The sequence below is a fragment of the Vibrio sp. JCM 18905 genome, from assembly GCF_055393305.1.
Map to the genome: position 1 here is coordinate 825921 of NZ_AP043878.1, position 12016 is coordinate 837936.

The window sequence follows — 12016 nt, forward strand, 5'->3', positions numbered from 1 at the left end:
GATAGCCTAGTGAACTTGTGTCGGAATAGGGATGAAAAGACAATCAACAATGCTAACTCGCCAAATTGATTCGAAGTCAGGCGTCATGACCTCCAATGAGATGATGGTCGCTAATCCCCATTCTCCTGTTTTGGTGAAAACCATCGACATGCCAAAAGGTTACATTGATGCGCTGCACCAACACACTTGGCATCAAATCATCTTTCCTATCAAAGGGTTATTGCAAACACAAACGGAGCATTATCAGCATTTGGTTCCGCACACTTCTGCGTTATTTGTTCCTGCGGGTGTTCAACACGAGTCGATTGCTCTGAGTAACACGATCTTTGTTGGCATTTACCTTAACCCTGCGTTTGGCGCAATGTACGAGCCACAAGTGAGAACCATTGCTCTAACGCCGTTTTTAAATGAGCTTTTACAAGAGATCCGCAGACAGTGTGAAAATGAGACAAGCCATGAAGAAGTGCTGCATTTGCTGGCGGTGTTGCATGATCAAATTTTGAAAAGCAACGTGCAGACATTTCAGTTATTACTGCCACAAGATCGCCGACTAAAACTGATTTTCGAGCAACTGACTGACGAGCCCGCGTTGAGCTGTTCGCTAAAAGAGTGGGGGGAGAAAATTGGGGCGTCTGAGCGCACTTTATCACGGTTGTTCGCCAAGGAATTCAACACTTCATTTCTGCTTTGGCGGCAACAAATTCGGCTGATTTACTCGCTTTCTTTGTTAGATGAATCGTTGCCAATCCAAGCCATTGCAGACCTAGTGGGTTATCAAAACGACTCATCCTACATCAAAGCATTTAAAGCCTATTTTGATATGACGCCACAACAGTTTAGAGTGAACGGCGCATCGCGCAGGTAGAAACACAGAGCTTCGACTTCACTTAATGCTTTTGAGTAGAAGTCGCGAAACTTCCTTTTTGAATTTCAATTACATGGTATGAATAACAATGGCACCAACGATGAATACTCGAGTGAACCAATTCTGCTTTGGTCAGCCAAAAACGTCGCTGTCGTTGGAAAAAGAGCCCCTCAAACCGCTTGCTCAGGGCAAGGTTCGGGTGCGACTGGAAGCCACCAATATTAACCCAAGTGACTTGCTTTCCATTCATGGTGTTGGGCAATACCGTCGCGTTCACGTACCACCTCGCGTGCCGGGATTTGAAGCGGTTGGGCGTGTGGTGGAAGTCAGTGCAGTCGGTCACACTGACCTTCAAGTTGGGCAAAAAGTGTTGGTGGCGATGAGTGGTACTTGGCAATACTACATAGATGCTTCGCCTGAGAATCTTTTTCCGCTACCTGAGATTTTGGATAACGGCTATGCCTGCCAGTTGTACATCAACGCGTTAACCGCGTGGGTTATCACCACTAAAGTGGCTAAGTTGAACAAAGAGGATGTGGTGATCATCAATGCGGCAGGGTCAGCGATCGGTAAGATATTTGCCCAGCTCGCTCATTCACTGGGTTTTACACTGATTGCTGTGACTTCAAAGCCAGAAGAGTATCCGTACGATACGATTTCAGTGTTGGACGCGAAGCAAGACTTACACGCGCAACTGCAAACGCGCAAACTGCCACAACCAACGGTCGCTTTGGATGCGATAGGCGGTGAGGCTGGCACGGATCTCATTCGTACCTTGAAAGAAAATGGCCAATACATCAACTACGGAACATTGTCGTTAGCGCCTTATACGCCAGTGTTTTTTGAGTCCGTGAAGACCAACAACATCGACTTTAGCACCTTCTTTTTGCGGTATTGGGAAGAATCGGTAGGTAAAGGCGGGAGAAAGGCGGTATTCGCTGAAATGCTAGACCACTTTATTGCCAACGATATAAAGTTAAATGTAGCGTCTGAGCTGCCTCTAGAGGATTTTCAAACTGCGATTGAAATGGTTGAGCAACGCTCATCGGCGGTGTCAGGAAAAATCATTTTGACGCTATGAATTATAGTGAGTCTGTTGAGAAAAGGGAGGATAAAATCCTCCCTTTTTGATGGGTTATTTGTGATGATGGGACTATTTTAGATGGAAAATTTGCTCTGTCTCGAGCGATGTCATCGTACGTACTTGACGCCAAATGTAATAAAAAATACCGAACATCATCAACATACTTGGGATGGCAATCATTGGGTAACTGTAAAGCGTCATCTTACCCAACTCTTCATTAAAGGCAGCCGTGCCCGAAGGACTGGTCACGATCCAAGTCGCAAGGAAGTAGTTCATCGCGGATGAGAACGCAAAAGTACTCGCAAACAGATAGTTTGATGACATTAGACAACGTTCAAATGCCTCTGATTGGCCGTTCTCTTTCAAGCGTTCGTTAATCAGCGATAAATTCAATACCGTGTCATTCAGTACTAACTTCTGCATCAGTGGGTAGCGGGTAAACGTTGAGCCCAAAACCGCTAAACCGATCAGGCCAGGGATCAGGGCTTCTTTCAAGGCTAACCAACGTGTATCGAGCTCTAACAAGCCAATGCCGCCAGTTAATAAAACACTGATAAAGCCAAGTGCAGAAATAAAGTTAAATTTCTTGTTCCGGACAAGGTCCATACCGCCGTAAATGATAGGAAATAGCAAAGCGACAACCAGCGCCATTGCTGTTCCTAGGTGTTCATCGCCGCTAAACTTCATCAAGATAAAGGAAGGGATGAATACGTTAAAAAGAATCTCGAATAGGGGATTCGGCTTTTTCGCCGTTGTGTTACTCATAATGTTTTACTGACTCTACTCTATGTCGGCTGTTATTGTACTTTGACGAGAAGTGTTCATCTAGTCGCGCTTGATGTAAAGCGTTAAAGCGCCGAGTTGTGTAACGACTTATGAAATAGACCGGAGCATAGCCAGTTAGTTGACATGATTGACTACTTTTTTTGTGTCTTAATCGCTCTCCCTCTGCGCAATGATCTGATTGCGTGCTCTGAATAATCGAGTCGCCACGGTGTTGTGATTAAGCTCTAATACTTGAGCAATTTCATTATGATTAAACCCGACTACGAGTTTTAAGACCAATGGCTCTCGGTATTTGGGTTCGAGAATCATCATTTGTTTTTGAAGCCAATCTTGTGCCATGTCGTGGTCACTGCCAGGGTAGGTTTTTGCCTGTATTACACACTCATCAATATCGACAAAATCGTACTGCTTTTTATCAAAGCGCCGAGCATTCTCACGACGCAAAATGGTGATGAGCCAAGGCTTCGCGGCATTGGGATCATTTAAGTTATCAAAGAATCGCCACGCTTTCAGGAAGGTGTCTTGCGCCAAATCTTCAGCAAGGTGATGATCTTTGCATAGCCAATATGCGAGACGATAGATATCTTGGTATCGCTCCTTCGTCAGTGCTTCGTATCGTTTGTGTTTTTCCATAGCATTAAGATCAGAAGTGTAGAGCTGAGTAGCAAGGTAACCTCTGAAGCTCAAAGGTTACCTGCGGTTTCATTCTTGCCCGCTTAAAATGGCTGGGTAGAAAAACGTGAGTATTGAAGGGCGTCTGCGACTTCTTGAGCTTTAGATTCTGAAGTCATGAGATGCAGCAATTTAAGGGCGGCTTGATAGCTAACTAGGCTGCCGTTTGAGGTGATGACACCCTCATCAACAACAAAATTCTGGTCGACCTGTACATCAACTGCTGGATAGTCTTTTTGTAATCCGTTTTCACCTCCTGCCCATGTCGTCGCTTTCTTACCGTTTAACAGGCCAGCCTCGGCCAATAGATACGCACCAGAGCAATTACTTGCCATCCAATCTGCCGCCTTTGATGTGGTTTGAATAAAGTGAATGAGATCCTTGTTTTCGATTAGCGCATCCATGTCGTAGCTGGATGTTAAAACCAGCACGTCGAGCTCCGGCTGATCGCCAATCCAAGCATCCACACCAATTTTTAATCCCTCTTCAGTGGTGATGGTTTTCTGCTCAGAGACGGAAATAGTGAGCACTTCATAATCACTAAACCAAGTCAGCCGACTTGCGACACCAAAGACCTCTAAAGGCGCAGTAACATCAGAGGTCAATACGCCGTCATAAACCAGAATGCCAATGCGTTTATCCGCCGCATGTGCCGTTTGAAGCATCCCAAAGAATAGAACTAAGGTCGCTATCAATAGTTGTAGTGCATTCTTTAATCCATTTTTACCCATTGTTTTTTCCTCGCTAACAGAGCATCAAGTTATTGAGATTCATTATATTTGGGCTGATTGGTGATTGAAGAGCCACTTTGTCTTTACTAAAGTGAATAAAGTTCACGAATGGAATGCACGAGTTTTATGGATAAGATACGGTCCCTACGATTTTTTATTGCCACTTTAGAAGGTGGCAGTTTTGCTGCGGCCGCCAAAGCGTATGGCACAGACCCTTCTACGGTGAGTAAGGCCATCCATCGTCTTGAAAGCGACTTGGGAATACAGCTTTTCCAACGTTCTACGCGACAGATCCGTCTGACAGAAGCCGGTCGTCGATACGCAAATACCGCTAGGTTTGTACTGGACGAACTGACGGCGTGTGAGGATTCATTGAAAAGCCACAATGATGCGCTTTCAGGGCTGCTTAAGATTAACGTGCCAGTCTCCTACGGTCGCCTTTACATTCGCCCTTTATTAAAAGAGTTTTGTCGCCGCTACCCCAGCATCACGATCGATATTCATTACGATGACGCCTACGTTGATATTATTGAGCAAGGGATTGATGTGTCGATTAGATCTGGTGTCGTTCAGGACAGCCAGTTGATTGTGCGCCAGCTGAGTCCTATCGATTTTATTATTTGTGGCAGTAAGGATTACTTAGCGCGGCATGGTGTTCCGAGTGGCCCGGATGTATTCAATGACCATTCTTGGGTTCGCTTTCGCTTTAAACAAACGGGGAAACTGTTGCCGATTCGGATGCCAGAACCAGACGGTGCAAGTGAGTATAACCCCGAGAGAAATTTTATTGTAAACGACGGCGAATCCATGGCAGAGCTTTGCGCAGAAGGCTTAGGGTTAACTCAGATTCCTCATTTTATCGCGAGAGACTGGCTCAAAGCGGGGCGTTTAGTGCCGATATTTCCGAGTATGCGCCAAGCAGGAAATGGCGTGTATCTGCTCTATGCCAACCGGGAATATGTGCCTGCTCGAGTAAGGGTGTTCATCGATTTTATTACTCAATCGATACAGGAGATGGATGAAACGCCATTCCATACGTGGGCTGAAACGTTGCCGATTTACCAACCGAACCAAGGCGATTGAAAACTTCATGTGAGTCTTTGGTTAAAACACTCCAAGCCATATGGTGCTTTTATGGGTTTTTGTTAGGTTATTGGGCGTTATTATCGACAAGCGCAGTTTGCTCTTCGTCACTCATAAAGGAAAGACAATGCCAACTAAGATCTTAGTGCCTGCTTTGGCCCTACTTCTCAGCGCATGTGGCGGCGATGGGGAGTCGTCAGCTCCTGTAGAAAACGGCTCACAAAACACAGGTTCCACATCATCACAAGGCACATTTGCCGAGCAGATGCTCGCAGCGGTGAACAGCGCTCGCTCTACTACACAACAGTGTGGCGCAACCACCATGCCACCTGTTGGGGCCCTGACTTGGAGCTACGCTTTGGAAAGCGCCGCTTATCGACACTCAAGCGACATGGCGAACAGCGATTTCATGAGTCACACAGGCTCCGATGGCAGCAATATGTCAGATCGAGTCAACGCAACGGGCTATGCTTGGAGCGCTATTGGTGAGAATGTCGCCGTAGGGCAAAGTTCCATTAACGCCGTCGTTAATGCTTGGTTATCGAGCGAAGGTCACTGCCTAAATATCATGAGTTCGGATTTCGATCAGATGGGCGCGTCGCTTGTCGAAAATCACTCGGCAAGCTACGGGTATTACTGGACGCAGGTTTTTGCCAAACAGCGCTAATGCGGTAAAGAAACCTGATAGATAAACTAAAACGCCAGCAGTCACCATCTGCTGGCGTTTTATTATTTACGTCTCTTTTAGCTTGTCAGGTTACGAAGTTTTGGATCATCCGTCAGGTATTCAACGAATTCGATCTCAAAACCTGCAGGGTCAACAAAATACACATTCTTGCGATATGGCTCCTCAGCCCCAGGTTGGGCAATCGGATAACCGGCATCGGTCAGTCTTTTTATGATGGCATCGACGTTGTTGGTCACATAAGCAAAATGCGCTAGCCCTACTTGGTGGCCGCCCAACTCGCGGTTCTCTCCTTCACCGTGGTCACTCATAGCAATGTATTGATACTCGTCGCCAAAATGTAGCCAGTTTCTTGGCTTACCACTCCATTCGCCTTTCCCCTCATCACGCACGTACCAATGTGGAAATGCAGTTTGATAAAACTTCAGCATTTCAGGGATGTTTTTCACGACTAAATTAATATGTTCTAGTTGGATCATGATGTGCTCCTTTTTGTCATTTCCTAGCCAACGATGAACATGCTAAAACCTCAAGTTAAGTTGAGGTAAAGAGCTTTTTTAAAATTTTTTAGGGTTGATATCTTTGGATCTTGATACATGGAGAGATTCGGTGGGGTGGTACTTTGAATCTGCGAGTTGGGTTAGGTGCTTGCAACCCTCTTTCATCTTTTGTTTGTTCGTGCTAATCATTTTCGAGCGAGTTTGTGGTGAGTAGATTCCCTGTCTCACCTAGGTTCGCGGGAATGACGTGAAGAGAGCGCTACACGAACAGTGTCATTCTGAAGGAGCCTAAGCGAGTATTCAGAATCTATTCGCAGCGCGTTGTGATGCTAGTGGAGTGAACTGAATTATCCGCGATTGCAGAACCAGCCCCACTTTTAGTCCGGAGTGCTGAGATCTTTAGAGTTTGATACAAGAGAAGGTTAGGTGGGATTGGTGGTTTGAGGTTGAGAGAAGGATCATGCTCATGAACCCTCTAACCGTTGATGCTTCACGTATATATGTGTGAATTTCTTTCGTTCAAGCTTGCGGTGGGTAGATTCCCAGTCTCACCTAGGTTCTCGGGAATGACGTGAAGAGAGCGCTTAACGAACAGCGTCATTCTGAAGGAGCCTAAGCGAGTATTCAGAATCTATTTGCAGCGCGTTGTGATGCTAGTGGAGTGAACTGAATTATCCGTGACTGTAGAACTTGCCACCTTAAGCACGGAGTGCTGGGGGATGTACTTACACCCCTCCCCAAAAACCAAAAAAGCCAGCAGTTAATATCTGCTGGCAAAGTCTTTGGGCTTCTAGGTTTTTTGATTTTATTTCTTGTTACTCATCGCTGTCACGGTGCCCCGATTGGTTTTCCGGGGAAGAAAACACCGCACCGTGCGCTTTGTGCTCAAGAAATTGGAGATTAACCTTGCTTACGGATTAGGTAGTCAAACGCGCCTAAGCTTGCTTTTGCACCTTCACCCATCGCAATGATGATCTGTTTGTAAGGAACCGTCGTTGCGTCACCCGCTGCGAAGACACCTTCTAGGCTGGTTTCACCACGGCTACCAACTTCAATTTCGCCGCGCTCAGAAAGCGCTACTTCTGAATCTTTCAGCCATTCTGTGTTTGGTACTAGACCGATTTGGACAAAGATACCTGACAGTTCAATCTCTTTGATTTCATCTGTGTTGCGGTCTTTGTACTTCAAGCTTGTTACGCGAGTACCGTCGCCCACAACTTCAGTAGTTTGCGCCATCGTGATGATGTCTACGTTTGGTAGTGAGTTCGCTTTGTCGATAAGCACTTGGTCTGCGCGAAGTACGTCTGCGAATTCAAGAACCGTTACGTGTTCTACGATACCAGCAAGGTCGATAGCTGCTTCGATGCCTGAGTTACCACCACCGATAACCGCAGTTTTCTTACCTTTGAACAGTGGACCGTCACAGTGAGGGCAGTACGCGACGCCTTTGTTGCGGTACTCTTGCTCGCCCGGAACGTTCATTTCACGCCAGCGTGCACCAGGGCTTAGGATGACACTCTTACTTTTCAGCGTTGCGCCGCTTTCAAGTTGGATATGAATCAAGCCATCTTCTGTGTGTGCTGCACCCATTAGCTTCTCAGCTTGTTGCTCAGTCACGACGTCTACGTCGTATTCTTTTAGGTGCTCGGCTAGGTCAGTTGCCAGTTTTGGACCTTCAGTACGTTTTACCGAGATAAAGTTCTCGATTGCCATGGTGTCCATCACCTGACCACCGAAGCGTTTAGCGACAACGCCAGTGCGAATACCTTTACGCGCTGCGTATAGTGCTGCTGCACTACCACCAGGGCCACCGCCGACAACTAGCACGTCGTATGGGTCTTTTTCGCTCAGTGCTTTGGCGGCTTTCTCGTTCGCGCCGTCATCTACTTTGTTTAGGATTTCAGTCAAAGACATACGGCCTTGACCGAATAGCTCACCGTTCACGAATACGCTTGGTACTGCCATGATGTCGCGTTGTTTCACTTCATCTTGGAATAGTGCACCGTCGATCATGGTTGCTTTCACTTTCGGGTTGATCGCCGCCATCATGTTGAACGCTTGAACAACGTCTGGGCAGTTTTGGCACGACAGTGAAATGAACACTTCAACATCCAATTCTTTATCTAGCGCTGCGATTTGTTCAATCACTTCTGGATCTAGTTTAATTGGGTGACCACCAGAGTGCAGCAATGCCAATACCAGAGAGGTAAATTCGTGACCCATTGGTAGGCCAGCAAAGCGAAGTGCTGTGCCTTTTACTGGGTTGGTCACCGTCATCACTGGTTTACGTGCGCTTGCGTTGTCGTCACGTTCAACGGTGATAAAGTCGCTCATCTCTGCGATTTGGTTCGCCAGAGACAGAATGTCATTCGATGCTTTGCTTTCATCTAGACTAACCACTAGACGAACGTCTTCTTTTACATTAGCCAGATATTGTTTGAGTTGTTGTTGGATCGCTTGGTCTAACATAGTTGTTGTTACCTTAAATAAACAAAAGAGTGGTTACTCTGGATAAAATCAGTAGGGAGAGAGCAAACCAGGCAGAAGGTCGTCAAGGTATCTAACCTGGAATGCTCTCTAAGTTAAGCGTCAATTAGCATGTCAAATTGAGCTTAAATTCAGTGGCTTAGATTTTGCCTACTAGGTCTAGAGAAGGAGCTAGCGTCTCTTCGCCTTCTTTCCATTTCGCTGGGCAAACTTCACCTGGGTGTGCTGCTACGTACTGAGCTGCTTTCACTTTGCGTAGTAGGTCTTCTGCGTCACGACCGATACCTTCAGCAGTGATTTCCATTGCTTGGATAGTACCTTCTGGGTCGATTAGGAACGTTGCACGGTCTGCAAGACCTTGGCCTTCACGCATCACACCGAAGTTGTTTGTGATGTTGCCTGTTTGGTCGCCAAGCATGTAGTACTGGATCTTGCCGATTGTTTCTGAACTATCGTGCCAAGCTTTGTGAGTGAAGTGTGTGTCTGTTGATACTGAGTACACTTCAACGCCGCGTTTTTGTAGCTCTTCGTAGTGGTCTGCTAGGTCACCTAGTTCTGTCGGACATACGAATGTGAAGTCTGCTGGGTAGAAGAAGAATACAGCCCATTTGCCTAGAACGTCTTGTTCTGTTACTTCAACGAATTCGCCGTTTTTGTATGCTGTAGCTGCAAATGGTTTGATCTTTGTATTAATCATTTTTACTTTCCTCAGAATGTTTTAGGGTGAGCAGTTCTTGCTTTCGGAAAGTATATTCGCATTGGATTGTGTTTAAGGAAAATCGCTTGTAACTATCCTATTGATAGTCATTTCCTATCTTTATTAATAGGGAAGCCCGATGTAAGTGAGTTTGCTTTGATAGGTTTTATTGAAGATGAAGGCCGAGTGGTAATAGAGAATACCGATGATGACCTTTAAGAGATCGTCCGGCTAAGATCGAAAGAACCTGCATCTCGGCAGGCTCTTTCTAATAGGAAGTGAGGAAGCGGATGCTTTTATTTTTTAGTTCAGATTGTCGAGCACTTTGCCGCACAACTTCTTCAGCATGATCATTTCATCCAGCTCCAACGTGATTTTACACATCATGGCGTTTGGCACTGACTTGGCTTGCTCTTTGAGGTCACGACCTTGCTCTGTAAGGTTGAGTACGCGTACGCGCTCATCGGTGTCACTGCGACCACGTTCTACATAGCCCTTTGTTTCTAATCGTTTAAGCAGCGGCGTGAGCGTGCCTGAATCGAGGTGAAGCTGTGATCCCAGCTGTTTTACGCTCGTGCCATCTTTTTCCCACAATACCATCATTACCAAGTACTGCGAGTAGGTGAGATCAAGTGCGTCCAACAACGGTCGGTACGCACGAATCACAGCGTTAGCAGCGCTGTATAGCGGGAAGCAAACTTGGTTTTCGAGTAAGAGTTTATCGTCGTCGGTCATGGTGTTGTCGGTGTAACACTGGCTCATTGGCGTTGCCTACCTGCTCACAGAGAAAGAGAGTAACAAAATAAATTGTGCACAATATAGTTGCAAACGATCTTTACTTCGATATAAGATTGCAAGCAATTGAATTGTGCACAACTTAAATTAAGAAGGACACTCGCATGACTACTCTATACAAAACTCAAGCTACTGCTTTGGCTGGTCGTAATGGTCAAGTAAAAACAGATGACGGTCTTCTCGATCTAGAGCTGTCATACCCGAAGGAAATGGGCGGCACAGGTGCGGCAACTAACCCTGAGCAGCTTTTCGCAGCGGGCTATTCAGCATGTTTTTCTAACGCTATTCTGCACGTAGCACGTGAAGGTAAAGTAAACCTGAAAAGTGCACCCGTAACAGCGGAAGTGGGCATTGGTCCGAACGATAACGGCGGCTTTGCACTAACAGTGAGCTTAGCGGTAGAGCTAGATATGCCACAAGAACAAGCATTAGAGCTAACGCGCATTGCACACCAAGTTTGCCCATACTCAAACGCCGTTCGTGGCAATATTGATGTTGCTGTTACAGTAAACGGCGAAGCGATCTAATCGATTTAGACATTATTTCTAATAGAAGGAAAGCCTGCGAACGTGCAGGCTTTTTTCGATTATTTGATGGCAGTGCAGAAGCTGACGTCTGCATGGTGCGTTTGTGGATCGTAGCTATGATAAAGTTCGAAGCAAGGTCGACAGTCGTTCTCAATACCAGATTCAACCACTTTGCTCATCAAATCATCCCATGCTTTAGGGTATTGGCTGAATTCGGTAATTTGCTGGCGCATCACCGCATATTGACCGCCGGGGAAGTCTTGCAGCTCAATGCCTTTTGGTACTTCGGTATCTTCTGGCACCATTAGACAGATGTCAGTACGACACTTCTCGTCTGGCGTGATTTCTGGGTTATCGTGATAAATGAAGATACAGGTATTGCCCGCCAAACCTTTCATTCCTGCCCATTTATACAAGCGACCTGATGGTTCTTCATAACCTCGGCCATAAGGGCCGTTAACGCGAATGTAAGCCAATTTTGCTTTATCAAAGTTTTGCGTTTCCATATTGTTGCTCCATGTTGTGAGTTCAGAGTCAGTATATGAATCGCTTAGGGTTCGTTCGTTTCCATTCTTGCGCAGTGCGTGTCCAATCTTGCTGTTTCGCGCGAGTTCAGAAAATTGCTGGTAGTTTTTACAGTCGCGAAAGGCGGTTGGTGTTACGCCATAATGCTGCTTAAACGCTTTAGCTAGGCTTTGCGAACTAGAAAAACCGTACTCTAACGCGATGTTCAGCACTGGTTGCTTTGATTTGAAAAGATCGTCTGCTGCCGCCTCTAGCCGTAAACGTCGAATGAAGTCGGCTAATGTTTCGCCTTGTACCGCCTTGAAGGTACGGTGAAAGTGATAGGGAGAGAGGTTGGCTAGCGCTGCCACTTCGAGCAAATTGAGAGGAGCGTTAAAGTGCTGTTCCAGATAGCGAATAACAGGAACGAGTCGTTGGTGATAATCGACACGCATGAGAGGGGCCACCCTTGTTTGATTTGCTCAAAGCGTACCGCAACGAAGCAAGGATTCAAGGCTAGTATCGAATAAATGCGTCGTAGTCATTTATTTCTGATTATGATGCATTCTGTTGCGGGTAGGAGATGGTTCTTAAGATGGC

General features: G+C 46.1%; 13 protein-coding genes. 5 read left to right on the forward strand and 8 right to left on the reverse strand.

All coding sequences use genetic code 11. The annotated features are described in order from the left end of the window. Window positions 1-49: 49 nt before the first annotated feature. Together ACZ5ZC_RS03650 and ACZ5ZC_RS03655 are read left to right on the forward strand one after the other, a co-directional pair. Window positions 50-865 carry an AraC family transcriptional regulator gene (locus tag ACZ5ZC_RS03650; RefSeq protein WP_085342603.1) on the forward strand — a complete coding sequence of 272 codons (816 nt, stop codon included), beginning with the start codon at window positions 50-52 and terminating at the stop codon, window positions 863-865. An 88-nt stretch (window positions 866-953) separates the two neighbouring features. Next, window positions 954-1946 carry a zinc-dependent alcohol dehydrogenase family protein gene (locus tag ACZ5ZC_RS03655; RefSeq protein WP_395196914.1) on the forward strand — a complete coding sequence of 331 codons (993 nt, stop codon included), beginning with the start codon at window positions 954-956 and terminating at the stop codon, window positions 1944-1946. A gap of 72 nt (window positions 1947-2018) precedes the next feature. Here the strand turns inward: ACZ5ZC_RS03655 and ACZ5ZC_RS03660 are convergent, their stop codons facing one another. The 3 genes from ACZ5ZC_RS03660 to ACZ5ZC_RS03670 all read right to left on the reverse strand — a co-directional run bounded on the left by ACZ5ZC_RS03660 (window position 2019) and on the right by ACZ5ZC_RS03670 (window position 4138). After that, window positions 2019-2714, reverse strand: coding sequence for a VC0807 family protein (locus tag ACZ5ZC_RS03660; RefSeq protein WP_046875662.1), 696 nt, complete (start codon window positions 2712-2714; stop codon window positions 2019-2021). A 168-nt stretch (window positions 2715-2882) separates the two neighbouring features. Beyond that, window positions 2883-3368 carry a sigma-70 family RNA polymerase sigma factor gene (locus ACZ5ZC_RS03665; RefSeq protein WP_054866864.1) on the reverse strand — a complete coding sequence of 162 codons (486 nt, stop codon included), beginning with the start codon at window positions 3366-3368 and terminating at the stop codon, window positions 2883-2885. Window positions 3369-3451: 83 nt separating this feature from the next. Beyond that, window positions 3452-4138 carry a DJ-1/PfpI family protein gene (locus tag ACZ5ZC_RS03670; RefSeq protein ID WP_046875663.1) on the reverse strand — a complete coding sequence of 229 codons (687 nt, stop codon included), beginning with the start codon at window positions 4136-4138 and terminating at the stop codon, window positions 3452-3454. A 126-nt stretch (window positions 4139-4264) separates the two neighbouring features. Between ACZ5ZC_RS03670 and ACZ5ZC_RS03675 the strand changes: the two genes are divergently transcribed. Then, window positions 4265-5221, forward strand: coding sequence for a LysR family transcriptional regulator (locus ACZ5ZC_RS03675; protein ID WP_464931783.1), 957 nt, complete (start codon window positions 4265-4267; stop codon window positions 5219-5221). A 127-nt stretch (window positions 5222-5348) separates the two neighbouring features. Next, complete coding sequence (locus ACZ5ZC_RS03680) at window positions 5349-5888, forward strand: CAP domain-containing protein (protein WP_395195276.1); 540 nt, start codon at window positions 5349-5351, stop codon at window positions 5886-5888. 77 nt (window positions 5889-5965) lie between these two features. Here ACZ5ZC_RS03680 and ACZ5ZC_RS03685 read toward each other — a convergent pair whose 3' ends face one another. From ACZ5ZC_RS03685 to ohrR, 4 genes are all read right to left on the reverse strand, one after another. After that, the gene (locus ACZ5ZC_RS03685) at window positions 5966-6385 is read right to left on the reverse strand and encodes a VOC family protein (protein WP_301575637.1); all 420 of its coding nucleotides are present in this window, start codon (window positions 6383-6385) and stop codon (window positions 5966-5968) included. Between the two features lie 921 nt (window positions 6386-7306). Further along, window positions 7307-8875: an alkyl hydroperoxide reductase subunit F gene (gene ahpF, locus ACZ5ZC_RS03690; RefSeq protein ID WP_464931784.1), complete on the reverse strand. Its 1569-nt coding sequence runs from the start codon at window positions 8873-8875 to the stop codon at window positions 7307-7309. A gap of 157 nt (window positions 8876-9032) precedes the next feature. Next, complete coding sequence (gene ahpC / locus ACZ5ZC_RS03695; protein ID WP_005395542.1) at window positions 9033-9590, reverse strand: alkyl hydroperoxide reductase subunit C; 558 nt, start codon at window positions 9588-9590, stop codon at window positions 9033-9035. Window positions 9591-9893: 303 nt separating this feature from the next. Then, on the reverse strand, window positions 9894-10352 hold the full coding sequence (ohrR, locus tag ACZ5ZC_RS03700; protein WP_046875668.1) for a transcriptional regulator OhrR: 459 nt from the start codon (window positions 10350-10352) through the stop codon (window positions 9894-9896). Window positions 10353-10489: 137 nt separating this feature from the next. On the opposite strand from ohrR, the gene ohr reads away from it, so the two are divergent. Further along, complete coding sequence (gene ohr, locus ACZ5ZC_RS03705; protein WP_005374640.1) at window positions 10490-10912, forward strand: organic hydroperoxide reductase Ohr; 423 nt, start codon at window positions 10490-10492, stop codon at window positions 10910-10912. 59 nt (window positions 10913-10971) lie between these two features. Here ohr and ACZ5ZC_RS03710 read toward each other — a convergent pair whose 3' ends face one another. After that, entirely contained in the window at window positions 10972-11871 is a 900-nt protein-coding gene (locus ACZ5ZC_RS03710) for an AraC family transcriptional regulator (protein ID WP_054866783.1), read from the reverse strand. Between the last annotated feature and the right edge of the window lie 145 nt (window positions 11872-12016).